The sequence below is a fragment of the Roseibium sp. genome (genome assembly GCF_965229775.1).
GTDB lineage: Bacteria > Pseudomonadota > Alphaproteobacteria > Rhizobiales > Stappiaceae > Roseibium.
The window spans coordinates 1245869-1269303 of the sequence record NZ_OZ245929.1 but is presented as its reverse complement, the minus strand read 5'-3'; the positions used below and the strand labels follow the sequence as shown (position 1 = coordinate 1269303).

The window sequence follows — 23435 nt, the reverse complement described above, 5'->3', positions numbered from 1 at the left end:
TTCAGGAAGCGGTCAGCGCTTCACGTTCCTTCTTGCGCATGCGTTCGGATGCCGACTTGAGCTGGCCGCAGGCTGCGAAAATGTCGCGGCCGCGCGGTGTGCGGATGGGGGACGCATATCCGGCGCGATTGACGATGTCCGCGAATTCCTCGATCCGTTCCCAGTCAGAGCATTCGTACTCGGAGCCCGGCCAGGGATTGAACGGGATGAGGTTGATCTTCGCTGGGATGCCCTTGAGCAGGCGCACAAGGTCCAGTGCATCCTGGTTGCTGTCGTTGACGCCTTTCAGCATCACGTATTCGAACGTGACCCTCTTGGCATTCGAAAGACCCGGATAGTTGCGGCAGGCGTCCAGAAGGGCGTCGATGTTCCACTTCTTGTTGATCGGTACCAGAATGTCGCGCAGGTCGTCGCGCACGGCATGGAGCGAGATTGCAAGCATGCAGCCGATCTCGTCGCCGGTGCGGAAAATCTCCGGCACGACGCCCGATGTCGACAAGGTGATGCGGCGTTTGGACAGCGACAGGCCATCGCCATCGGAGGCGATCAGCAGCGCCTTCTTGACGTTGTCGAAATTGTAGAGCGGTTCACCCATGCCCATCATGACGATGTTAGACACCAGACGGCCCTCGCTCGGGACGATGGCCCCCTGTGGCGTATCGGCATCGGGAAAGTCGCCGAGGCGGTCACGTGCCATCAGCACCTGGGAGAGAATTTCCTCAGCGGTGAGATTGCGTACCAGCTTCTGCGTGCCCGTATGGCAGAACGTGCAGGTCAGCGTGCAGCCGACCTGGGAGGAAACGCAGAGCGTGCCGCGGCCTTCTTCCGGGATGTAGACGGTCTCGACTTCAACGGGGCGGCCAGCGCCGCGCGGCGGAAAGCGAAACAGCCACTTGCGGGTCCCGTCGACCGAAATCTGTTCGGAGACGATCTCGGGGCGGGCGATCGTGAAGGCCTCGTCCAGCTGTCTGCGCAGATCCTTGGCTATGTTCGTCATCTCACCAAAATCGGAGACGCCGCGGACATAGAGCCAGTGCCAGAGTTGGGAGGCGCGCATGCGCCATTGCTTTTGCGGTACGCCGATCGTGCCGAGGGCTTCACCGAGTTCCTCGCGCGAAAGACCCACGAGCGTCGGCTTTTCCTCACCGGACAGGGATTGCGCCGCTGCCGCAGTCACCGTAGGCGCGTTCGGATTGTCCCGCGCGATGTCGAGCGTCATTGCCATGATGTGATCCGTGTCGTGTCCAGCGCTCTGCGATGCGTTGGTTCACGCAGCCGCGGCGCCCGGAGCGCCTGCATCGGCAGGCCCTTTGTCAAGCGTTTCCAAAACCACAGATGAGCCGAAAAATCAAGGTGCCGGGCTTTTCCGGCCGCACGGATATGCCGCTCCCGGTCAGACGGTTCCGACCGGGATGTCCCGCACAGCGGGCGAAAGCTGCGCTAGCGGCAGGCCTGCGCCGCCGTGTCGATGGCCGCAGTCACGCCGGACAGCGAAAATTTGTAGGTCGTCCGGGTTCCGCGGCTCGATTCGCCGTTGACCGTCATTTCACGGCCCGCTTTCATCGCGGCAACAAGCTGGGCCTCGGTCGCTGCGTTTTCGACCCAGGCTCCGTCATTGTTGGTGAAAAGCGTAAATCCCTTGCCGTCAACGTCGACGGAAACGGAAGACTTGTCCTTGAACGGGTAACCGACAACGAGGCTGGGCTCCGACGAGACACCTTCTGCGGGACGCGACGTCACGAAGAAAAAGACCTCTCCGTGATTGCGGTCGCCCGGCAGCATTGTGGTCGGCTTCGTCAGCGCGTAGCAAACCTTGCCGCCACCGCTTGGCGTCGTGTACGCCGCCCAGTCCTTGTGTTGCTTCAAAAGCGTCGGGGTCTGCGCGAAAGCTGCTGCACTTGAAACGGCCAGGCCTGCGAGGGCCAGTACCAGCGATTTTGCTTTCATCATCTCCACACCATCTGGCTATGAGTTTTCGTCAAATTTGATGCAATTGCCGTCGTTCTTATAAACCTAGCTTTAATGATAACTTAAAGCTGGTTACGAAAGGGTTGAAGCCTTGGCCGGGCAATTGCGGGTTTTTGACGTTCCTGCCGATTGATCTCTATTATTTCTGTTTCCCCTATTGGCTCTTGCGGTTAATCGCGGCAACAGTGTGGCAGAAACAGCTGAACCCTCTTTCGAAAAGTTTCGAACCTGCTAAAGAATAGGGTCGGAAAGGGAGCACGACAGCTTTTGGTGCAAGCGCAGTATTTTTCAGATCTGATCGTCAAGGTCGCGGCTGACCGCGACAAGACCGCATTTGTTGAATTGTTTGATCACTTTGCCCCGCGGCTGAAGGGCTACCTGATGAAACAAGGCGCGGATGCAGCGGTGGCGGAAGAAATCGCGCAAGACGTTATGGTCACGCTCTGGCGCAAGGCCGATCTGTTCGATCCCAGAAAGTCGTCGGCGAGCACCTGGCTGTTCCGTGTTGCGCGCAATCGCCGCATCGACCGGCTGCGGCGGCAAAAAACCGCGGACCTGGATCCGGAAGAACCTGCGCTCCAGCCGGCACCCCTTCCCGATGTTTCGGAGGAAATGGATGCGCGGCTGCGGGAAGAACGGGTGCGTGCCGCAATCACCAAGCTGCCGGAAGAGCAGATGGAAGTCGTCCGGCTCGCGTTTTTCCTCGGCCAGTCCCACAGCGAGATTTCGGAGACAACCGGCTTGCCGCTCGGCACCGTCAAGTCGCGTATCCGGCTGGCCTTCGGCCGGCTGCGTCAGCTGATCGAAGCCGACGAAGCGGTCGATGTGGATTAGGACACGGACGCATAAATGAAGCCGATTTGGCGTCCTTCGGATTTGGCCGTTTCGGCCATTTGCCACGTCGCGAAAGGCTTGAAAATGAACCACATTTCCTGCGCTTTCGCTTCTCGCAGCTGGTCAACACGATGCTAACCAAATTGACGTCATTTATGAAGCTGTTCCCCAGGCCGTCGTGCGCGGCTGCGACCGTCTCGCTGCTTCTCGTTTCCCCGGGCCAGGCCGGTGCGCTTCCGGACGGGTTTGTCTATCTGAAGGACCATGTTCCCGATATCCGCCAGGAAATCCGGTACGCGGGCCGGGACAATTTCATGCGCAAGCGGCTGCCGGGATACAATGCCGGCGAATGTGTCCTGACCGAAGCGGCGGCCAAGGCGCTCGGCAAGGTGCAGAACGCAGCCGTCGGCAAGGGATATTCCCTGGTGGTCTTCGACTGCTACCGTCCGCAAAGCGCTGTGGACGCGATGGTTGCCTGGGTCGGATCGGGCAAGGGAACGGACCCGGCCTATTTCCCGAATGTCTCGAGATCACAACTGATTCGGCAAGGATATATCGGTGCCAAGAGCAGTCATGCGCGCGGTTCGACAGTCGATGTGGGTCTTGAACACCTGTCCTCCGGTCAACCGGCTGAAGACAGGGCCACTGTCTGCGCCCGAACAGACCGCAGCACAGTCGATTTCGGAACGCCGTTCGATTGTTTCGACCCGGCAAGCCGAACCGACTCCGCTGCTGTTTCCAAAACGGCACAAGCCTACCGCCGCGATCTCGTGGCGCTCATGCGCAAGGGCGGGTTTCGAAATTATCCGGGTGAATGGTGGCACTTCACGCTCGCAAACGAACCCTTTCCCCGCCGCTCGTTCGATTTCGCCATCGATCGCAGATGACCCTGCCCGCATGTCAGTCGGCGAACAGGGGAACAAATTCCGAAACGGCGGTATCTGTGTATTTCGATCCGGGAAAAACGGTTTCGATCTGCAGCTCCAGCCAGGTGGTCTCTACCGGCTGCGCAAAGCTGAAGCTGCTTGCCCGCATCGTGTCGGGCAGTGAAATGACCTGGGTGTCTCCGCTGGAAAGAGTCACCCGGACCGTGCGGACCCGCGCATTCTTGCTAAAGATGTCGCGGTTTTTCGCATAGCCGTTGACGATCTCAAACCCGGCGAGTTGCCGGGGCCGGTCAAAAGAAAGCAGGATCCGCTCGCCCGCTCCGTTTCCCGACACGCCTTCCACCCACGCGGTTGCCAATTTGCCGTCGAACAGATTGTTGGGGCCGTAGCGGTTGCCAAGCTGCGGGTCCAGCATGGAGCTCGCGCAGACATCGAAAGCGCCGCCGGAACCGGACGCTGAAGCGCAGTGCCTGCCGGCAAATCTGGGCAGCGGCGCGTGGGCCGTCTGCGGGGGATTGAGCGCAAGCGCCGCGGTCTTCGGAGGCGTGGTCGGTGCCGCGTCCTGTTCCGATTTTCCGCCGAAGTAGAACTCGCCGATCAGGGCCTCGTTGAGCCAGGGGAGCTGGCGCTGACCCGTTGAAACATAGACGCTCTCGCGCACCTTGCCCATCAGGTGGCGCACTTCGAGGTCGGGCGTATCGATCAGGCGGGCGAGCGCCTCGGTGAACGGGCTGTTGTTTCCGGTACCGTCCAGCGCCACGTCTCCCGGTGCCGTCGCAAAGGCGATCATCATGCCCGCGGCATTGGCTTCCAGACGCGCGAGCCCGTTGGAGGTGCCCCTGGAGAGAGACCGGGGCAGCGGATTGTTCCGGCAGGCATCGAAGAAAACAAGCTTCAGCCGTGCGCCGGAAATCTCCATGATCTCCAGCAGGTCGTTTGCCTTGATCGCCTGGCCGGGGAGATCCGTGGAGGCGATGATGTCGGCGTCGACCGGAAGCAGCCAGTTGCGTCCGTTCACCTGAACACCGTGCCCGGCGTAGTAGACGATGGCCACATCCGCGCCCTGGGCCTTGCGCCCGAACTCGGTGAGGGCCGCGGCAAAGGCGACCTTGTTCCCGTCAATGAGGCGAACCACGTCGAAGCCCAGGCCCGAGAGCTTGCGGCTCATCAGATTGGCGTCGTTCGGCGGGTTGCGCAGTGCCGACATCGTCCGGTAAGCGCCGTTTCCGATGACAAGCGCAACTCTTTCGGACGACGCCGCGGCCGCGCCGGGCGGCAGGGTAAAGAGCAGAACACACAGTATCGACACGAGATATTTGAAACGAACAATCATCGATCTTCCCCCGGCAATCCCTTCAAGAAAACCGCCCGTTGCCGCGAAATGCAAGATCCCGCATCCGGCGGCCCGAGACTGATGCTCAAAAAGAGCTCTTGACCTCAACTTAGGTTGAGCCCCTAGGTAGGGGCGGCATTGACCGAAGTCCTGTTCTCAAAAAGAGATAAACCACTCATGACAGCCACATTCGAGCAACCCGGGGAAGCCCGGTGGAGCGATGTCCTTTGGGGAGCGCATGCACCCGTTTCCGCGGTTCTGGCGGGCGGTATCATTCTGCATGCGGTCAACATCAATATTTCGGCCACCATGCTGCCGACGATCGTCGCGGAGATCGGTGGCCAGAGCCTTTACGCCTGGAATGCCACCTTGTTCACGCTTGCCGCGATCCTGAGCGCGGCGGTCACCGGAAAGATTCTGAACCGCATGGACGTGAAACGGTCGTTTGCCCTGTCCGGCGCCGTGTTCGCGCTGGGCAGCCTGATCACCGCGCTGGCTCCGGACATGCCGGTGATGCTTGCCGGACGTTCGGTGCAGGGCGCTGGGGGCGGCATGATGTTCACGCTGTGCTACGCGATGATTGTTTTCGCCTACCCGGAACGCCTGTGGTCTCGCGCCGTGGCGCTGCTCTCAGGCACCTGGGGCATCGCCATGCTGTTCGGGCCTGCCGTCGGTGGCATGTTTGCCGAGTATGACATCTGGCGCGGCGGCTTTGCCGCGCTGATCCCGGTCACGGCGGTCTACTCGCTGATTGCCTGGCGGCTCCTTCCGACAGTCGGGGACACGTTGCCGCCGGCTGGACCGATCGCCTTCGGCCAACTGGCGCTGCTTGCGGGTGCCGTGCTGGCGGTGTCGGCGGGATCGCTCGCCGAGTCGTTCGCCGGTGCGGCTGTCGGCGTTGCCGTCTCGATCGTTCTGGTCCTGGTGCTTATGCGCCGTGAAAACGCGTCCGATATCCGCCTGTTCCCGAGGGGTGCGATGTTGCACGGAACCCCGCTGTTCCTGTCATTCGCGGCGATGTCGCTGCTGATTTTCTGCGTGAATGCAGAGTTTTTCATGCCGTTCTATCTGCAGCGCCTGCACGGCCTGTCTCCCCTGCTGGCCGGTTACATCGCGGCCCTGATCTCCATCGGCTGGTCATGTGCGGAGGTCTATTCCGCGCGCTTCACCGGAAAGGCCATGCACAGGGTGGTGTTCGCGGGGCCGGCCGTGCTGCTTGCGGGCACGCTGGTTCTGGCGGCCGCGACCCCGGCCCATGATGTCAGCGGGGCGGGGCTGGCGGGGGTGCTGTCGCTCGCGCTCATCGTGGTGGGGGCCGGCATCGGCCTGAGCTGGCCGCACCTGAACACATTCGCCCTTCAATATACCGACGTCACGGAAAAGGAGAACGCGGCCTCCGCCCTGTCGACGATCCAGATGTTCGCCGTGTCGTTCGGAACGGCGGTCGCCGGCCTGGTTGCCAATCAAACGGGTTTCAATACCCGCAACGACATCGCAGCGACGGCGAACTCCGCCGCGTGGCTGTTCCTGACATTTGCGCTGATGGCGGTCCTCGCCTGGGTTGCGAGCCGTTCGCTCCTCACGAAACTGAAGGAACACGGTGCATAGGCTCCGGTTCCGGTCCATTCGCGGCTGGTGCCCGGGCGGCTGGTCAGGTGCCTGGAACCTTGCGGCCCTTGCGCATGACCGGGCCGCCGCTCACGTGTTTTGCGCGCTGGCTCGTGGGGGCCCCGGACGACACCGGGCGTTCCGCGTAGCGCCCGAGTGCCCGGTGGCGGTCATACATGACAATCGCTCCGGCCATGGCAACGTTCACGCAGAATTTTGTCGGGATCCGGACCACGTGGTCGCAGCGTTCCAGCATCTCGGGCGACAGGGATCCCCGCTCCGGCCCAAGGACATAGGCCGCCTGAAGGGGGTGTCCGAAACTCGGCAGGTCAATGGACTCGTCGGTCAGTTCGATCCCCACCAGCTGACAGCCGCGCGGCAGGTCCATCGTGTCGACGTTGTCCCAGGTGAACACCGGCAGGTGCCCGGGGCTCTTGGAGGTATCCGACGGAGGCGCGGACCGGATTTTCTGATCCGCGTCGACGGTGAAAAAGAAGTTCGCGCCGAAGGCGTGAGCCGATCTCATCAACGTGCCCAGATTCATGCGTTTTGAAAGACCTTCCGCTCCAATTGCAAAATATCCGCGCATCTCTTCGTCCCGTTTGTCCTCGTGCGAGCCTCATACCGGAAAGCAGGCCGGTTTTGAACCGCCTGCTTAGCCGGAATGCCTATAGGTCCTCTCGTCAGGACTTGCTAACGTTGCACCCGGGCGGCAATGCCGCACCCGTATCCGCTCGTGTTGTCCAGAGGTTCCCTTGAAAGCCTGTCTTTGCAAATCCTTCGGTCCGGCGTCCAGCCTGGTGATCGAGCAAATCGACGAGCCGGTTGCCGGTCCGGGCGAGGTCGTGGTCAGGGTGGAGGCGTGTGCGCTCAACTTTTTCGACACGCTGATCATCCAGGGCAGGTACCAGTTCAAACCCGAGTTCCCGTTTTCGCCGAGTGCGGAGTTCGCCGGCATTGTCGATGCCGTCGGTCCGGGCGTCACGGACGTCGCGGCCGGTGAACGGGTGATGGGATACATGAAATGGGGCGCAGCGCGCGAAAAGGTGCTGGTGCGATCTGCGGACGTGATCCGGATTCCGGACGGCGTTTCGTTCGAGGTCGCCGCGGGGCTCGCAGTGACCTACGGGACGACGCTTCATGCCTACAAAGATCGGGCCGATCTTCAGCCGGGCGAGACCGTGGCTGTCCTGGGCGCTTCCGGCGGTGTCGGTCAGGCCGCGGTTGAAATCGCCTCCGTGATGGGGGCGAAGGTCATTGCCTGCGCTTCGTCGGAAGACAAGCTCGCCTTTGCCCGTTCACTCGGTGCGGACCTGACCATCGACTATTCGAAAGAACCGCTGAAAGAACGGCTCAAGGAGTTCACCGGAGGCACGGGGGCCGATGTGGTTTATGATCCCGTCGGCGGAACCCATTCCGAACAGGCGCTCAGGGCGACCGCCTGGGAAGGCCGGTTCCTGGTGATCGGCTTCGCCGCCGGAGACATTCCGAAGATACCGCTCAACATTGTCATGCTGAAAGGTGTGGATGTGCTCGGGGTCTTCTGGGGCGCCGCCGTTGAACGCGACCCGGAAGGCCACCGGAACAACATGACGCGCCTGCTTGACTGGGTGCAAGAGGGGCGTTTGAAGCCTCATGTCCACGCGGTCTATCCCCTGGAGGAGATCGCCGTCGCGCTGGACGAGATTGCCGCACGCAAGGTACGCGGCAAGGTGATCCTGAAGCCTCGTGTCACCTGACCGGGGACCCGAACAAGGACTGGACGCTGCCATGACCACAGTCTCGAGCGAACAACAGGCCGACCGCGGTCCTACAGATCTTCAGTCCGGTGCTGCCTGGATGCGCGGCAGGATCATGCCGATCGCCGAGGCGTCGATCCCGCTCAACGACTGGGGTCTCATCCATTCCGACATCACCTATGATGTCGTGCCTGTCTGGGAGGGCGCGTTCTTCCGGCTCGGGCTCTACGTCGAGCGGTTTTTCCGGTCGATGGAAAGTCTCCGCCTGGATCCGGGACTGAGCGAAACCGATGTCAAAACCGTGCTGCATGATCTTGTGTCCGCGACCGGGCTGAAACGGGCCTATGTCGCGATGGTGACCTCCCGCGGGGTCAATACCGTCCCGGGATCGCGCGATCCAAGGGATTGCAGGAACCACTTCTTTGCCTGGTGCGTGCCTTATATTCATGTCATCCGGCCGGATATCGCGGCGTCCGGCGCCTATGTTCATGTGGCCAGGACGGTAACCCGCATCCCTGCGTCCAGTGTCGATCCCAGGGTGAAGAACTATCACTGGGGCGACTTCACGAAAGGGCTCTTCGAGGCAAAGGACGCCGGTGCGGAGACCGTGTTGCTGCTCGACGGGGAAGGGAATGTCACGGAGGGCCCCGGTTTCAATGTCTTTTCGATCAAGGACAATTGCCTGCTGACGCCTGACGATGGTGTCCTGGAAGGCATCAGCCGGCGGACGGTGCTGGAAATCGGCGCTGAATTGGGATTGGTGACGCAGACGAGGACGCTTCCGCTCCAAGAATTGCTTCAGAGCGACGAGGTCCTGATCTCGACATCCGGCGGGGGGGTTGCGCCGGTCACGAAAATCGATGACCGCCTGTTTTCGAACGGATCGCCGGGTGAAGTGACCCTGTCGATCAGGGAAAGGTATTTTGACTGGGCCAACAGCCCGCAATACCGCACCGAAATTGACTATCGGTCCGAGTGACCGGGTTCAGACTAAGCTTCGAACACCGCGATGACCGGTGCGTGGTCGGACGGCTTTTCCCAGCCCCGGGCTTCGCGCATCACCGATGTTGACTTGACATGTGATGCGAGCGGGCCGGAGACCCATACATGATCGAGCCTGCGTCCCTTGTCGGCTTTCGACCAGTCTTTCGCCCGGTAACTCCACCAGGTGTAAAGCTTTTCTTCCAGCGGCGTGAACCGGCGCATGGCGTCGAGCCAGCCGCCTGCCTCGCGCACTTTCTCGAAAAGGTCCGTTTCGACCGGCGTATGTGACACCACCTTCAGAAGTTGCTTGTGCGACCAGACGTCATGTTCATAGGGCGCAACGTTCAGATCGCCCACGAGCACGGCCGGCCGATCCGTTTCGGGTCCCTTCAGCCAGCCCTTCATTTCGTCCATGAAGTCGAGCTTGTGGCCGAATTTCGGGTTGATCTTGCGGTCCGGTTCGTCGCCGCCCGCCGGTACATAGAAATTATGCAGGCGCAGGCTTGCGCCGTTGAAGGGAATATCGACCGCGACGTGCCTGCTGTCTCCGACATTGCAGAAGTCCCGCTTCTCGACGTTGCTGAGCGGACGGCGGGAGAGTGTTGCCACACCGTGATAGCCCTTCTGCCCGTTGATGGCGATATGCTCGTAGCCGGCCTTGCGGATGGCGTTTTCCGGGAAGTTCGCATCCGGGCACTTGGTCTCCTGAAGGCAGATGACGTCGGGTGCGATCTCGTCGATCAGCTTTTCGACGATCGGCATGCGCAAGCGCACGGAATTGATGTTCCAGGTTACGAGCTTGAGCCGATCTTTCATCGTCAGGTATCCGCAGCAGTTGAAGTCCGCACAGTCATACGGATTCGGGCGGCAAGCGCAATATGCCGTCTCACGGCTCCGTGTCCTCACAAACTGATGTTGCCGGTTTGGTCGCGCCGCTCACCTGGCCAGCCACGGAATTCCGCGATTTTGACGCTGCCTCGTCTAGTTTTCTAGACAAATGGACAAAAAGACAATTTGACAAAATTGTTATTTGAGTCCATTTTGCACTTGCGAGATGATGCTCTCCCAGAGGCCCCCGGAAGGTGGTTCTCCAAAAACATGCTAATAATAGCCAAGCGCCAAATAATAGTAACAAAGTAAAACTCCGAGTCGGGTGAAGCGGCGGCGGAGCTAATTTTGTTGTTAATTATCCTGTAATTTCAATATGTTGCAAAAAAGTGACTCTGTTTTTCAATCTGAAGCTGAGGTCGAAAATGCTCTTGAGGTGAATCGAGAAAAATGATTTCAGTTGTGTCGAGCAGGCAATTTATTGAACCAAGGCTCAATGAGCACTGTCAATAAGCTGAGATGTGAAAGAAATTTGGGGTTTTCACTTTGATGTGTTTGCTTGTGATCGAAAAAACTTGGAGATTACTATGAAACTTAAGGGCTTGATGCTCGGCGTGGCAGCTGCTGCCACCGCTACCACCGCTCAGGCGGCCGATCTTCCGGTTGCTCCGGAGCCGGTCGACTACGTTCGCGTCTGTGACGCTTACGGCTCCCGCTTCTATTACATCCCGGGCACCGAAACCTGCCTGCGCGTTGGTGGCCGTCTGCGTACGCAGTTCGTCGTCAACAACGTTCTGGAAGACGGCAACTGGGAAAACCGTGATCAGGACGGTTACGACTGGCTGACACGCGGTTACGCTTACCTTGATGCCCGCAACGCGACTGAGTTCGGCACCCTGCGTGCCTATGTTGCGCTGCGCATGCAGGTGGAAAACGGCGAAAACGGCTTCAAGCTGGACGCCGGTTACATCCAGTGGGGCGGCCTGACAGCCGGTTACCTCGGCTCCAACTTCAACATCTACACCGGTCAGGCCTTCATCGGTGTCGTCACCCGTGACTGGTCGGACGTGACCACGAACCAGCTTGCCTACACCGCTGCCTTCGGCAACGGCTTCTCCGCAACGCTGGCTCTGGAAGACCGGTCTGACCGTGAAGTCGGCGATTACGGCGGAACGCGCATGCCCGACGTTGTCGCTGCTCTCGGCGTCTCCCAGGGATGGGGTTCTGCACAGCTGTCCGGTGCTCTGCACCAGGTCTACCCGGACGCAGCCTTCAACAGCACGAACACTTCGGGCGATGAAGACAGCCTCGGTTGGGCAATCGGTGCCGGTGCGGTCGTGAACCTGCCGTTCGCGAACTCCGGTTCCAACATCTACTTCCAGGGCTTCTACGCTGACGGCGCACTGTCCTACATCGGTAACGGCATCACGGGCGTTTCCGTGGTCAACAACGCGGGCACGACACTCGGTTCCGTCTCCGACTACGGCGGAAACGGCGACAAGAGCACGGGTTACTCCCTGTCCGCAGGTGTGTACATCCAGGCAACGCCGACCATCGGCGTGGCACTTGATGGTTCCTACGCTCACGTCGACCAGGAAGACTTCATCGGCAACACCGATGCGGATATCGACCGTTGGGCAATCGACGGTTCCGTACAGTGGGAGCCGGTCTCCGGTTTCGTCCTCGGTGCCGACGTAGGTTACGCCAACACCAGCGCCGACATCACCGGCGAAAACGTTGACGACCTCGACGAACTCCTCTTCGGTGTTCGTATGCAGCGTACGTTCTAATCCCAGGATTAGAATCTGGCTGAGAAAGATTGACCTCCTCTCAGTCAACAGGCCCGGCAGACTCCAAACTGCCGGGCCCCCCTTTCGGAACGAAAGCGGGCGCCGGCTCAAGCCGTCACGACGGGGCATGCACTCTGGTGTCAGGCGACGACGCTGTTTTCAAGAAGCTTTCTGAGCGGCGCATACGAGCGGCAGATCTGCTCTTTTTCCTCGGTCCTGGTCCTGATCTGATCGAAGGACATCCTGACGAATTCGCACAGGTCCTCGAAATCAACCTGCCCGAGTGACAGCCTGTCCCTGAAAGGTTCAAGCGCCGTGCCGATGGCCTCGTTGCAGATGCGCATGATGTTCTTTTTCTTGGTCTTGTCGATGCCTTCCAGGATCTGAAGAATTTCCTCGCCATGGGGCATCTGCAACATCATCTCGCACGGTTTCGCGCTGAGGTGCATGAACGCGATGTCCAGCCGCGCACCGAGATCCTCGACGTCGGTGCATTCTTCCGAGATCAGATTCGCCGACTTGCGCACATGGTGCTCAACCGCGTCGTAGATCAGTTGTTCCTTGCAGTCATAGGCGTTGTAGAGCGTCTGCCGGGCGACACCGGCAGCCGTCGCGATTTCGCTCATCGTTGTTTTCTTGACGCCATAATGAGAAAAAAGTTGAAGAGCTGTCTCAACAATCTTTGTTTCACGCTCGTTCATTCATGCCCCCGGTATTTTTTTGTTTTTTCACTTTTTAGTGTCCGCGGGCAGTTGAGTCCATATGAGGGACAATTAATGCGGTGTGTTTTTCTGGAGACTGCCAGATTTTATGTGTCTTGGCGGATGTTTTCCGGGGCGGATCGTACGTATTACTGGTTGTAACGCAAGAGATTGCATTGACAAATTTGCTGAAAACTGTTCGACGGCAAGGCTTTGGCGTAATGTTAGTCTCAATAACATTGACTTGCTCCGCCACTGCTCCAATTCTGTGAATATCGACGCAGATTTTCTTGAAAGCGCGCCTTCGCCCCTGTTTCGCCGAAAGTGTCCGGCACGGCGGTTTTGTTGCCAATTGCCGATCACTTTTGCGGAAAAAGCGAAGAAACATCCACGCTCCGTTAGGAAATTCCGCGCATTTTGGTCAATGACAGAAAGTGTTTGTTAACCTGTCGAGGGTGCCGTGTTGCCGCGTATTAGTGTCTTTGCTTCGATCATCGGATTGGTTTTCCTGCTGGCTGCCTGCTCGGCCTATGACTTTCCGGACCCGACACCGGAAGATTATGCCGTCCACGGGATCGACATCTCCCGCTGGCAGGGCGAAATCGACTGGGACGAGGTCAAACGCTCCGGCGTTCAATTCGCCTGGATCAAGGCGACGGAGGGCGGTGACCACGTGGACCCGCGCTTTGCGCAGAACTGGATCGCGGCGCGCAAGGCGGGCGTACCCAGAGGCGCTTACCATTTCTACTATTTCTGCCGCCCGGTCGAGGAACAGATTTCCTGGGTGAAGGAAGTCGTGCCGAAGGATCCCGAAGCGATCCCGCTCGTTCTGGACATGGAATGGAACGCACACTCCAAGACCTGCCAAAAACGCCCTGCGCGCACAAAGATCCTGAGCGAAATGAAGAAATTCCTCGACGAGATGGAGCGGTATTACGGCAAGCGCCCTGTGATCTATTCCTCCGTGGACTTTCACCGCGACAGGCTGGTCGGTGCCCTGAAGGGCGAACAATTCTGGCTGCGCTCCGTGGCTACCCATCCGAAGAACATCTACGACCAGCGCGATGACTGGGTGTTCTGGCAGTATACCGCGGAAGGCCGGATTCCGGGCATCAAGGGGGATGTCGACAGGAACGTCTTCTTCGGAACGAAGTCCCAGTACCGCGCCTGGCTCAACGGCAAGCTGCGGCGCTGACGCGGGCAGGTCAACAGCTCCAATTGCGGTCTGGAACGCTTACCGGATCTTGATCTGGTGGGCGATGTCCTTGCCGTTGGTGATGGTGACCTGCTTGAAGCCGATCAGCTTGCAGAAATCGAGAAAGTTCAGCTCGTGCGGATGATTGGACCGCGCGAAAAGCTCGGTCGAGCGGGCCAGTGACGTCAGCGCGGCGAGCAGCGCGCGCAGCCGGTAGAGCGTGTCGTACTGGCCGTCGCCGGTTGCGACGATGATCAGTTTCTCAAGGTCGCCGCCCTTGGCGAAGAGATGGTATCCCGCCGCGTGGTTCTGCTTTGAATGCTGCGCGGCAAGGCCGATGACAAAGGCCGCCCTGGAGCGTTTCTGGGCGTCATTGGCAACCGGCAGCTCCGATATGTAGACCTCGTTGGTCTGGGGCTCGGGGTAGTAGTAGCCGGCGTGGGCATCGAAGGCGATCGCGGCCGATTGCGAGGCCAGCAGCAAGGCCGCCGAGACAATGGACGCCGCTGCAAGTTCCTGAAACCGTTTCATCCTGGCTTGTTCCCCCCCTTGGAATTCTTCGCACAGTGAAGCCGATCGGGCGGCGGCTGGGCAAGCACAAAGTGGTTTGCGGGCGCCATCACGGCCGCGTCACGCTTGCCGCGCTATACTTTTGCCATGATGTCTTCCCACATCTTCGCCGTGTGTGGGCATTCGGTCCGGGCGGAAATCGCCCGGGAGCGAGATAAAATGGAGAATAACAAGATGCTGATCCGCTTGCCGCTGGCCCTGTGCGCCGTGGCCATGATGACAATGCCGGCGCTGGCGCAGTCGGGAGGTCCCGCGATTGCCTACACGACCGCCAACCTGAACATGCGTGCGGGTCCGGGAACCAAATACCCGGTTCTTGCAACCGTGCCGCAGGGCGGCGGCGTTACCGTCTTCGGTTGTACGGCAAACTTCTCCTGGTGCGATGCCGCCTTTGCCAATGTGAAGGGCTGGGTTTCGGGCAAGTACCTGAGTTACGGTGTCCAGGGGTCTTACTACGGCCGGCCGATCCCGAGTGCGGGGGTCTATATCGGCGTGCCGCGTTACGGCAGCAACTACCCCATCTACCGGCGTCCGCCGCCGGTCGTGCGGCCGGTCCAGCCGATCTATCCGAGATATCCCAGGCGCTACTGAGCCCGCGGTGTCAGCTGCCCGGCCTCGGTGCAGCTAGCACGAGCGACCAGAAAACCTTGTGTTTCGCCGTCTGGGAATAGGCGGTCGCGATGCCCAGGCGAGTCGCATCCGGTGTCAGCAGCACCTGGTTGTGCTTGGGCGATTCGCGCCAGCCCGAAAAGGCTTCCGCAAAGGTCCGGTAGCCGGCGCTGACATTCTCGGCCGCCGCCGTTTTCGGCTCGCCGATGGACGACAGACGGGTTGCCAGTTGCTGGTCCGGTGCAAGCGAGGCCTGGACGCTGCCCGCCCTGGCCATTGCCTCGGCCTGCGATTTTGCAATACCGGTGAGCTTGGCGTCCGGTGTGACGGCCGACAGGCCGTTGTTGATCCGGTACTGCGAAATCATCTGCGCGGCGGTCGCCGCGTAGACCTCGCCGTCGGCGCGCGCCAGGTCCTTGTAGAAGGGCGGTGTCTGAAAGCGTTCGCTCTGACAGCTTGCCAGGACGAGAACCGCCAGCGCGGCGACAGCAAGCCTGGCGGACGTGATACATGATTTTGTCTGGATCACCTGATGCGGCTCCGGAAATGACCTGATTCGAACGGCAGTTAGCAAAAGAGGACATCACAGCAGAATTACGGCGGGGTAAAAATCAGTTGGGGGCAAGTGAAGGTCATCCCGGCCAAGCGCAGCGCGCGACGGGATCGGAGAGGCAATGACCTTGGATCTCGCGGTGGCCGTTTACATGCGCCCGGGCTCCCCGGCCCCGGGTCTCACGTCGTTCGCCCGGGGTGACGATGGTGGCATTGGCGCATTTGCTGCCAGCGTTCCGCACCTCGTCCGGAGGCCATTCCAATCGCCCTCCCGATTCTAAGGACGGCCAAGGGCCTCCGTCGAAGCAACCTTGTTTGAGCAGCTAAAACTAGCGGAGTTTTCTCCCTCTCCCAATGGGAGAGGGCCGGGGTGAGGGGGCATTTATCGGAAAGACACGCCAACACCTGTCCCCTCACCCGGCCCTTCAGGCCGACCTCTCCCAGTGGGAGAGGTAACAGTCGCGGCGGCAAGACAGTTTCCGCTCCAATAGCTGTCTTTCCAAGCCCAGACGTCCGCTGGCATTACGGCTTGGATTGCCAGATCGAGTCCATTGCTGTCCGGTTTAACCCGGAACTGATCTCGTGCGGCGGTGCGCAGTTACTGAACTTGTCATTCCGGCTGAAGCGTAGCGGAAGGCCGGAACCCAGTACCCACCGTTTCTCCTTCTTCTTAAAATCTCGGGCCACCGGGCGTACTGGTTCCCGGTCTTGCCGCTTGTGCGGCAAACCGGGGCGACAAATCAGGGGAAGCAAGTCTGTATCCCGATTTGGAGTCGGACGGGATGTTTGCCGCTTTCTCTATGTCAATGACGGGTTTCCGTATTCAGCGGTCATGCCATGGCTTGACCATGGCATCCATGCCGCTCCGCTTCCGGTTACGATATCTGTCATCGGCGAGAGGCAATGGCATGGATTGCCAGATCACGTCTGGCAATGACGCGCGATGGTGCAAGTATGATCTCGCGGGTTCGATTAAATACCCAGGTTCCGCCTGTCGAGACAGCGCTCGCACTCTTCCTGTCGTCATCCCGGTCAAACGCAGCGCGTGCCGGGATCGGAGAGGCACTGAGGTGTCGGATCTCGCGGTGGCCGTTTACATGCGCCCGGGCTCCCCGGCCCCGGGTCTCACGTCGTTCGCCCGGGGTGACGATGGTGGCATTGGCGCATTTGCTGCCAGCGTTCCGCACCTCGTCCGGAGGCCATTCCAATCGTCCTCCCGATTCTAAGGACGGCCAAGGGCCTCCGTCGAAGCCACCTTGTTTGAGCAGCTAAAACTAGCGGAGCTTTCCACCTCTCCCAATGGGAGAGGGCCGGGGTGAGGGGGCATTTATCGGAAAGACACGCCAACACCTGTCCCCTCACCCGGCCCTTCAGGCCGACCTCTCCCAGTGGGAGAGGTAACAGTCGCGGCGGCAAGACCGTTTCCGCTCCAATAGCTGTCTTTCCAAGCCCAGACGTCCGCTGGCATTACGGCTTGGATTGCCAGATCGAGTCCATTGCTGTCCGGTTTAACCCGGAACTGATCTCGTGCGGCGGTGCGCAGTTACTGAACTTGTCATTCCGGCTGAAGCGTAGCGGAAGGCCGGAACCCAGTACCCCCCGTTTCTCCTTCTTCTTAAAATCTCGGGCCACCGGGCGTACTGGTTCCCGGTCTTGCCGCCGTTGCGGCAAACCGGGACGACAAATCAGGGGAAGCAAGTCTGGCAAGGACGGCTGATTTGAGTGTGGTCAATTCAGCGTCTGATGCTCGGTAAAGCCCTTGCGGAATGACGGGTCTATCGGCACCGAACAAAAAACCGGCCCGTGAAACACGGGCCGGTCAGGCTGCATCAGGCTTGTCAGGGTCTGTTGCCCAAGCCTTTCAGGGAGCTCTTTGTCAGCGTTTTCCGGCATCCAGAACGTCCTCGAACGTCCTGAGCCCGGTTGTCGGAGCGCAGACCAGCACCGACATGTTGCCGGGGGCGTGCTGATTCTTCCACATCTTGGTGTGTGCGCTCGGGATCTGGTCCCAGGGGAACACTTCGGACATGTACGGGTCGATGCGCCGTTCGATCATCAGCTTGTTGGCTGCTGCGGCCTGTTTCAGATGGGCGAAATGCGAGCCCTGCAGACGCTTCTGGTGCATCCACATGTAGCGGACATCGAAGGTGCAGTTGAAGCCCGACGTACCCGCGCAGATGACGACCATGCCGCCTTTCTTGCAAACGAAGGTCGAGATCGGGAATGTCGCTTCGCCCGGGTGCTCGAAGACGATATCGACATTGTTGCCCTTGCCGGTGAATTCCCAGATCGCCTTGCCGAACTTGCGGGCTTCCTTGAACCACTCGCCATATTCGGGCGAGCCGACCGTCGGCAGCTGGCCCCAGCAGTTGAAGTCCTTGCGGTTGATGACGCCCTTCGCGCCGAGATCCATGACGAACTGGCGCTTGTCCTCGTCCGAAATCACGCCGATCGCATTGGCGCCTGCCGCCGTGATCAGCTGGATCGCATAAGACCCCAGACCGCCGGAGGCGCCCCAGACGAGCACGTTCTGGCCGGGCTTGAGTTCATGCGGATGGTGTCCGAACAGCATGCGGTAGGCGGTGGCGAGCGTCAGTGTGTAGCACGCGGCCTCTTCCCAGGTCAGGTGCTTGGGCCGTGGCATCAGCTGCTGCGCCTGGGCCCGGGTGAACTGCGCGAAGGAGCCATCCGGCGTTTCATAACCCCAGATGCGCTGCGTGTTGGAGAACATCGGGTCGCCGCCGTTGCATTCCTCGTCGTCGCCGTCGTCCTGGTTACAGTGAATGACGACCTCGTCGCCGACTTTCCAGCGTTTCACCTTGTCGCCGACGGCCCAGACGATCCCGGACGCGTCGGATCCGGCGATGTGATAGGGGGCTCCGTGCCCGTCAAACGGGCTGATCGGTTCGCCGAGGCCGGCCCAGATGCCGTTGTAGTTGACGCCTGCGGCCATCACCAGGACCAGCACCTCGTGGCTGTCGAGTTCCCAGGTCGGCACGACCTCGAGCTGCATCGCGTCCTCGGGCGCGCCGTGGCGCTCACGCCGGATCGCCCAGGCATACATGTTCTTCGGGACGTGACCGAGCGGCGGAATTTCACCGATTTCGTAAAGGTCTTTCACCGGAGCATCCTCAAATGTTCGGTTGTCATTGGCTTCAGCGGTTGCAGTCATTCATCCCCTCCCAGGGCTTTGCTTGGCTCGCGATTTCGCAACTGCACAAGGCATGTTTGGCTCAAATTCCTATTTTGCGCAACTATTGTTCAAAATCGCGCGTCGATCTATACGACTATTGCTTAACTTGCGTTTTGATGCCAAGCATATTTTGCATTGCACAGACAGATTTCGCATGCGCGTAATGTCAGGCACGCTCCACCGGACCGGGAGATCCGGATAAAATGGGGATTAGGAAAGAAGAATAAGGCTGTCAGAAGAACGTCTTAGGAGGACTATCGGCATGAGCCAGACCGGTGAAACAGGCAAAGAGCGGGACCGCCCGTGGATTTTCCGGACCTATGCAGGCCATTCCACGGCGGCGGAATCGAACAAGCTCTACCGCGGAAACCTGGCCAAGGGTCAGACCGGATTGTCCGTTGCCTTCGATCTGCCGACGCAGACCGGCTACGATCCGGACGACATGCTGGCGCGGGGCGAGGTTGGCAAGGTCGGTGTGCCGGTCACGCATCTCGGCGACATGCGAACCCTGTTTGACGAGATCCCGCTCGAGCGCATGAACACGTCCATGACGATCAACGCGACCGCGCCCTGGCTGCTGTCGCTCTATATTGCGGCAGCGGACGGGCAAGGCGCCGACCGGAAACTCCTCTCCGGCACGACCCAGAACGACATCATCAAGGAATATCTCTCCAGGGGCACCTACGTTTTCCCGCCGGCACCGTCGCTGAAACTGACGACGGACGTCATCGCCTGGACCTATTCCAACATGCCCAAATGGAACCCGATGAACGTCTGCTCCTATCACCTGCAGGAAGCAGGCGCTACGCCGGTCCAGGAACTGTCGTTCGCGCTCGCCACCGCGGTTGCGATTCTGGATTCCATGAAGGCAAGCGGGGCGATCCCTGAAGAGGATTTTCCCAAGGCCGTCGGGCGGATCTCGTTTTTCGTGAATGCCGGGATGCGCTTTGTCACCGAAATGTGCAAGATGCGCGCCTTCACCGAACTCTGGGACGAAATCTGCAGAGACCGCTATGGTGTCGAGGACGAGAAATACCGGCGGTTCCGCTATGGCGTTCAGGTCAACTCTCTCGGGCTCACCGAACAGCAGCCGGAAAACAACGTTTATCGCATCCTGGTGGAAATGCTCGCCGTGGTGCTGTCCAAGAATGCGCGCGCACGGGCGGTACAGCTTCCTGCCTGGAACGAGGCGCTCGGACTGCCGCGGCCGTTCGACCAGCAATGGTCGCTCAGAATGCAGCAGATCATGGCCTATGAAACCGATCTTCTGGACTACGCCGACATCTTCGACGGGTCGGTGGAAATCACCAACAAGGTCGAGGCGCTCAAGGCGGAAGCCCGCGAGGAACTTGCCCGGATCGACGCGATGGGCGGTGCGGTTGCCGCTGTCGACTCCAGCTACATGAAGCGGCAGCTCGTTGAATCCAATTCCGCGCGCCTGGCCGCCATCGAGGCCGGAGACCAGGTCGTGGTTGGCGTGAACCGATGGACGGAAACGGAGCCATCGCCCCTTGCGGCCGGAGAAGACGGCGCGATCCTGACCGTTCCCGAACATGTCGAGGCGGAGGCCATCGAAAAGGTGAAGGCCTGGAGGGATGCGCGCGATGATGCCGCCGTTGCCGCGGCGCTGTCGGAGCTGAAATCCGCTGCCCAGGAAGGCCGGAACATCATGGAACCTTCCATCGCGGCGGCCAAGGCGGGGGTCACGACCGGGGAATGGGGCCGCACGCTGCGCGAGGTCTTTGGAGAATACCGTGCCCCGACCGGGGTCGGGCAATCCGCGCGCGACGATGCCGGGGACCTTGCCGCGGTCCGGGCGGACGTCAACGCCGTCTCCGAAACGCTCGGACGCAGGCTGAAGTTCCTGGTCGGAAAGCCTGGTCTCGACGGTCATTCCAACGGCGCGGAACAGATTGCCGTGCGGGCCCGTGATTGCGGCATGGAAGTCGTTTACGAGGGTATTCGCCTGACACCGGCGCAGATCGTCAACGCGGCCGTGGAAGAAGATGTGCACGTGATCGGTCTTTCGATCCTGTCCGGGTCGCACCTGGCGCTGGTGCGCGACGTCATGGAGCGGCTCAGGGCGGCCGGCGCGGATGACATTCCCGTCGTTGTCGGCGGTATCATCCCCGACGAGGATGCAGCGCAACTGAAGGCCATGGGTGTCGCCGCCGTCTACACGCCGAAAGACTTCCAGCTGACGGATATCATGGCCGATGTGGTCAGGATCGTTGGCGCGAAAGGGGCGCGGGCGGCCTAGGGTACGGACCCATAAATGAAGTCAATTTGGTTTGGATCGCTTTGATCAGCTGCGAGGAGCGAAAGCGCAGGAAATGTGGTTCATTTTCAAGCCTTTCGCGACGCGGCAGATGGCCAAAACGGCCAAATCCGAAGGACGGCAAAATGGCTTCACCTCGCAGCGTCATCGCGCTTGACCGGGCATAAAGCCCGCTCTGCGCACGCTTCCTCGCGAGATGTTGCCATTTCTGCCGCCAAATCGGTTTCATTTATGGGTCCGTACCCTAGAACAGCAGGCGGTGTCTGGCCGGGGAGATGATTCGCGGTTGCATTTCCTGAAGTGAAGCAAGCGGTTAACGGATCGTAAAGATTTGTTAATTCTTCCTTGAGATCATGAGGGAAGTCCCGCCAGAAGGCGGGATTCTCTGATGGCCAGGAGGCCGGAATGGCGACGACGATCGAAAGGCCGCAATCGGCCCAGGTCGTGGCGCATGCGACAGAGTATCCTGCGGACAGGGACGGTGACGGCACCGGTTATGACCGCAGAGGCAAGCGTAACGGCGCGCAGCGACACGACAGCGACACCGGTTACTCCACGGACGAGCCGGCTGTTCTCATTGATGCACATCACCTGGAAAACCACGCGCTCGACGGAGTGGCTGCCTATCGTGCGGCTGCGTTGCAGGCCCTTGAACCGCGCGTCGAACACGGACCGGTGCACCCGCTCCGGGGCGCCCAGCAAGGGATCGGGCCGGACAATATCCGCCACGCCTACGAAGATCACGGCGAGACGGAAGAGCGACACGAGATAAACGTGGCGACCTGACATGCCGAGGGGAAGGTTGTCGTAAAACCGCGGCCTCGGCAGCCGATTTTGCTTGAACCGCCTGCCGGAATGTCCCATATCCGCCCGAATACGTATTGTTACGTATTCCGCTGCAAGCTGAAAATCGGCGGGATGCGCGTGGGTTAAGGGCAAAACGGTCTTGGCAGACACAATTCTCTCATTGGCGGCGGAAAACCTGCTGTCGCCGATCATCCTCTTTTTTGCGCTCGGCCTCGGCGCGGCGCTGGTACGCTCGGACCTGTCGGTGCCGGAGGCGGCGGCCAAGGCACTTTCAATCTACCTGCTGTTTGCCATCGGCTTCAAGGGGGGTGTCAGCGTCAGCGCGCATGGCGTCGATTCCACGCTTCTGCTCGCGCTCGTCGCCGGCCTGATCCTGTCATTCGCGATCCCCTTCACCGCCTTCGGGCTGCTGAGGGTGATGACGCGCCTCGGGACGGTCGATGCGGCGGCCGTGGCCGGGCACTACGGCTCGATATCGATCGTCACATTCGTTGCGGCGACCTCGGTCCTGCAAAGCCAGGGGATCGCCAGCGAGGGCTATCTCGTTGCCGTCGCGGCCGCCATGGAAGCGCCGGCGATCCTGTCCGCACTCTGGCTGGCCGCCAAGTTTTCCTCACCGGACACCAATGCGGAGCGCGCAAAGGGATCAAAAGGCCTGTTGCGTGAAATTCTCCTCAACGGGTCGATCGTCCTGCTGGTCGGATCGTTCTTCATCGGTTTCCTGTCCGGTCCGAAAGGCCTGTCGGAGATAGAAAGTTTCATCGTTTCTCCCTTCAAGGGGGTCCTGTGCCTGTTCCTGCTCGACATGGGACTGGTTGCCGGGCGCGGCCTGCGCAGCAGTGCGGGACTGCTCAGGCCGGGGCTGATCCTCTTCGGTGTCCTGATGCCGATGATCGGAGCGGTTGCCGGTCTTGCGGCGGGCAGCCTCATCGGTCTGTCCGTGGGAGGAACCATGCTGCTCATGACCCTGAGTGCGTCGGCATCCTATATCGCGGTTCCGGCCGCCATGCGGGTTGCGTTGCCGGAAGCCAATCCCTCGATCTATCTGACAATGTCGCTCGGGATCACGTTCCCGTTCAATCTGACGCTCGGAATACCGCTTTACTTGAGCATCGCCCAGGCTACGGGAGGTTAAGCCCATGGAGATGAAGAACGCGAAACGGGTGGAAATCATCATCGAAGCACCGATGGAAACCCGGTTGACAGACACACTCGACGAGGCCGGCGTCACCGGATACACGATCCTGCCGGTGATGGGCGGCAGCGGCCGGTCCGGAAGGTGGAGCCGTGAAGGCCAGGTCTCGCGCGCCGGAGGCATGGTCGCCATCATCTGCATCATCCGCCCCGAGCGGCTGGACGAGCTGCTTCAGGCGGCTTTCGAGGTGGTCGAGCGCCATATCGGCGTCGTGACCGTTTCGGACTGTTCGGTGCTGCGCGCGGAACGTTTCTAGGGCACGGACCGTATCGGCTTCATTTATGGGTCTGTACCCTAAGCCGTTTCGGGCAATTTGCATTCGCAGGCCCAAGTGATAAGAACCTCCTGACAGGCGGCAAGACCT

General features: G+C 60.4%; 21 protein-coding genes. 12 read left to right on the top strand and 9 right to left on the bottom strand.

The features are described from left to right. Position 1: 1 nt before the first annotated feature. Positions 2 to 1225, bottom strand: a complete 1224-nt coding sequence (gene rlmN / locus ACO07N_RS05550) for a 23S rRNA (adenine(2503)-C(2))-methyltransferase RlmN (protein ID WP_421980070.1) — start codon at positions 1223 to 1225, stop codon at positions 2 to 4. Between the two features lie 215 nt (positions 1226 to 1440). Further along, positions 1441 to 1950 (bottom strand): invasion associated locus B family protein, encoded by a 510-nt coding sequence (locus ACO07N_RS05545; RefSeq protein WP_421980069.1) that lies wholly within the window; start codon positions 1948 to 1950, stop codon positions 1441 to 1443. Between the two features lie 285 nt (positions 1951 to 2235). On the opposite strand from ACO07N_RS05545, the gene ACO07N_RS05540 reads away from it, so the two are divergent. Next, positions 2236 to 2802, top strand: a complete 567-nt coding sequence (locus tag ACO07N_RS05540) for a sigma-70 family RNA polymerase sigma factor (RefSeq protein ID WP_421980068.1) — start codon at positions 2236 to 2238, stop codon at positions 2800 to 2802. Positions 2803 to 2957: 155 nt separating this feature from the next. Further along, a complete protein-coding gene (locus tag ACO07N_RS05535) occupies positions 2958 to 3689 on the top strand; it encodes a M15 family metallopeptidase (RefSeq protein WP_421980067.1) in 732 nt (243 codons plus the stop codon). Between the two features lie 13 nt (positions 3690 to 3702). Here the strand turns inward: ACO07N_RS05535 and ACO07N_RS05530 are convergent, their stop codons facing one another. After that, positions 3703 to 5022, bottom strand: a complete 1320-nt coding sequence (locus ACO07N_RS05530) for an NADase-type glycan-binding domain-containing protein (protein WP_421980066.1) — start codon at positions 5020 to 5022, stop codon at positions 3703 to 3705. 177 nt (positions 5023 to 5199) lie between these two features. Between ACO07N_RS05530 and ACO07N_RS05525 the strand changes: the two genes are divergently transcribed. Further along, positions 5200 to 6630 carry an MFS transporter gene (locus ACO07N_RS05525; protein WP_421980065.1) on the top strand — a complete coding sequence of 477 codons (1431 nt, stop codon included), beginning with the start codon at positions 5200 to 5202 and terminating at the stop codon, positions 6628 to 6630. Positions 6631 to 6673: 43 nt separating this feature from the next. On the opposite strand, the gene ACO07N_RS05520 is transcribed toward ACO07N_RS05525, so the two are convergent. Beyond that, positions 6674 to 7156: an RNA methyltransferase gene (locus ACO07N_RS05520; RefSeq protein ID WP_421980064.1), complete on the bottom strand. Its 483-nt coding sequence runs from the start codon at positions 7154 to 7156 to the stop codon at positions 6674 to 6676. 229 nt (positions 7157 to 7385) lie between these two features. Here ACO07N_RS05520 and ACO07N_RS05515 point away from each other — a divergent pair, with 229 nt between their 5' ends. After that, positions 7386 to 8369, top strand: a complete 984-nt coding sequence (locus ACO07N_RS05515) for an NADPH:quinone oxidoreductase family protein (RefSeq protein WP_421980063.1) — start codon at positions 7386 to 7388, stop codon at positions 8367 to 8369. 31 nt (positions 8370 to 8400) lie between these two features. Beyond that, positions 8401 to 9348 (top strand): aminotransferase class IV, encoded by a 948-nt coding sequence (locus ACO07N_RS05510; RefSeq protein ID WP_421980062.1) that lies wholly within the window; start codon positions 8401 to 8403, stop codon positions 9346 to 9348. A gap of 11 nt (positions 9349 to 9359) precedes the next feature. Here ACO07N_RS05510 and xth read toward each other — a convergent pair whose 3' ends face one another. After that, positions 9360 to 10169, bottom strand: coding sequence for an exodeoxyribonuclease III (xth, locus tag ACO07N_RS05505; RefSeq protein WP_421980061.1), 810 nt, complete (start codon positions 10167 to 10169; stop codon positions 9360 to 9362). A gap of 599 nt (positions 10170 to 10768) precedes the next feature. Here xth and ACO07N_RS05500 point away from each other — a divergent pair. After that, the gene (locus ACO07N_RS05500) at positions 10769 to 11971 is read left to right on the top strand and encodes a porin (protein WP_421980060.1); all 1203 of its coding nucleotides are present in this window, start codon (positions 10769 to 10771) and stop codon (positions 11969 to 11971) included. Positions 11972 to 12111: 140 nt separating this feature from the next. Here ACO07N_RS05500 and ACO07N_RS05495 read toward each other — a convergent pair whose 3' ends face one another. Further along, positions 12112 to 12672 carry a TetR/AcrR family transcriptional regulator gene (locus ACO07N_RS05495; protein ID WP_421980059.1) on the bottom strand — a complete coding sequence of 187 codons (561 nt, stop codon included), beginning with the start codon at positions 12670 to 12672 and terminating at the stop codon, positions 12112 to 12114. A gap of 460 nt (positions 12673 to 13132) precedes the next feature. Here ACO07N_RS05495 and ACO07N_RS05490 point away from each other — a divergent pair, with 460 nt between their 5' ends. After that, on the top strand, positions 13133 to 13867 hold the full coding sequence (locus ACO07N_RS05490; RefSeq protein WP_421980058.1) for a GH25 family lysozyme: 735 nt from the start codon (positions 13133 to 13135) through the stop codon (positions 13865 to 13867). A gap of 39 nt (positions 13868 to 13906) precedes the next feature. Here the strand turns inward: ACO07N_RS05490 and ACO07N_RS05485 are convergent, their stop codons facing one another. Then, positions 13907 to 14398, bottom strand: coding sequence for a hypothetical protein (locus ACO07N_RS05485; protein ID WP_421980057.1), 492 nt, complete (start codon positions 14396 to 14398; stop codon positions 13907 to 13909). A gap of 198 nt (positions 14399 to 14596) precedes the next feature. Between ACO07N_RS05485 and ACO07N_RS05480 the strand changes: the two genes are divergently transcribed. After that, entirely contained in the window at positions 14597 to 15028 is a 432-nt protein-coding gene (locus tag ACO07N_RS05480) for an SH3 domain-containing protein (RefSeq protein ID WP_421980056.1), read from the top strand. A 10-nt stretch (positions 15029 to 15038) separates the two neighbouring features. Here ACO07N_RS05480 and ACO07N_RS05475 read toward each other — a convergent pair whose 3' ends face one another. Beyond that, positions 15039 to 15575, bottom strand: a complete 537-nt coding sequence (locus ACO07N_RS05475) for a CAP domain-containing protein (RefSeq protein ID WP_421980055.1) — start codon at positions 15573 to 15575, stop codon at positions 15039 to 15041. A gap of 1899 nt (positions 15576 to 17474) precedes the next feature. Continuing rightward, positions 17475 to 18770 (bottom strand): crotonyl-CoA carboxylase/reductase, encoded by a 1296-nt coding sequence (ccrA, locus tag ACO07N_RS05470; protein WP_421980054.1) that lies wholly within the window; start codon positions 18768 to 18770, stop codon positions 17475 to 17477. 283 nt (positions 18771 to 19053) lie between these two features. On the opposite strand from ccrA, the gene ACO07N_RS05465 reads away from it, so the two are divergent. The 4 genes from ACO07N_RS05465 to ACO07N_RS05450 all read left to right on the top strand — a co-directional run bounded on the left by ACO07N_RS05465 (position 19054) and on the right by ACO07N_RS05450 (position 23327). Beyond that, complete coding sequence (locus tag ACO07N_RS05465; protein ID WP_421980053.1) at positions 19054 to 21051, top strand: methylmalonyl-CoA mutase family protein; 1998 nt, start codon at positions 19054 to 19056, stop codon at positions 21049 to 21051. 423 nt (positions 21052 to 21474) lie between these two features. Next, complete coding sequence (locus ACO07N_RS05460; protein WP_421980052.1) at positions 21475 to 21855, top strand: hypothetical protein; 381 nt, start codon at positions 21475 to 21477, stop codon at positions 21853 to 21855. Positions 21856 to 22015: 160 nt separating this feature from the next. Further along, positions 22016 to 23011, top strand: a complete 996-nt coding sequence (locus ACO07N_RS05455) for a sodium-dependent bicarbonate transport family permease (protein WP_421980051.1) — start codon at positions 22016 to 22018, stop codon at positions 23009 to 23011. 4 nt (positions 23012 to 23015) lie between these two features. After that, complete coding sequence (locus ACO07N_RS05450) at positions 23016 to 23327, top strand: P-II family nitrogen regulator (RefSeq protein WP_319384438.1); 312 nt, start codon at positions 23016 to 23018, stop codon at positions 23325 to 23327. Positions 23328 to 23435: the final 108 nt, after the last annotated feature.

Coding starts and splice junctions, on each gene's coding strand:
- ACO07N_RS05480 (WP_421980056.1), top strand. CDS start 14,597: ATGGAGAATAACAAGATGCTGATCCGCTTGCCGCTGGCCCTGTGCGCC.
- ACO07N_RS05500 (WP_421980060.1), top strand. CDS start 10,769: ATGAAACTTAAGGGCTTGATGCTCGGCGTGGCAGCTGCTGCCACCGCT.
- ACO07N_RS05485 (WP_421980057.1), bottom strand. CDS start 14,398: ATGAAACGGTTTCAGGAACTTGCAGCGGCGTCCATTGTCTCGGCGGCC.
- ACO07N_RS05520 (WP_421980064.1), bottom strand. CDS start 7,156: ATGAGATCGGCTCACGCCTTCGGCGCGAACTTCTTTTTCACCGTCGAC.
- ACO07N_RS05450 (WP_319384438.1), top strand. CDS start 23,016: ATGGAGATGAAGAACGCGAAACGGGTGGAAATCATCATCGAAGCACCG.
- ACO07N_RS05535 (WP_421980067.1), top strand. CDS start 2,958: ATGAAGCTGTTCCCCAGGCCGTCGTGCGCGGCTGCGACCGTCTCGCTG.
- ACO07N_RS05525 (WP_421980065.1), top strand. CDS start 5,200: ATGACAGCCACATTCGAGCAACCCGGGGAAGCCCGGTGGAGCGATGTC.
- xth (WP_421980061.1), bottom strand. CDS start 10,169: ATGAAAGATCGGCTCAAGCTCGTAACCTGGAACATCAATTCCGTGCGC.
- ACO07N_RS05510 (WP_421980062.1), top strand. CDS start 8,401: ATGACCACAGTCTCGAGCGAACAACAGGCCGACCGCGGTCCTACAGAT.
- ACO07N_RS05465 (WP_421980053.1), top strand. CDS start 19,054: ATGAGCCAGACCGGTGAAACAGGCAAAGAGCGGGACCGCCCGTGGATT.
- ccrA (WP_421980054.1), bottom strand. CDS start 18,770: ATGACTGCAACCGCTGAAGCCAATGACAACCGAACATTTGAGGATGCT.
- ACO07N_RS05530 (WP_421980066.1), bottom strand. CDS start 5,022: ATGATTGTTCGTTTCAAATATCTCGTGTCGATACTGTGTGTTCTGCTC.
- rlmN (WP_421980070.1), bottom strand. CDS start 1,225: ATGGCAATGACGCTCGACATCGCGCGGGACAATCCGAACGCGCCTACG.
- ACO07N_RS05495 (WP_421980059.1), bottom strand. CDS start 12,672: ATGAACGAGCGTGAAACAAAGATTGTTGAGACAGCTCTTCAACTTTTT.
- ACO07N_RS05460 (WP_421980052.1), top strand. CDS start 21,475: ATGGCGACGACGATCGAAAGGCCGCAATCGGCCCAGGTCGTGGCGCAT.
- ACO07N_RS05545 (WP_421980069.1), bottom strand. CDS start 1,950: ATGATGAAAGCAAAATCGCTGGTACTGGCCCTCGCAGGCCTGGCCGTT.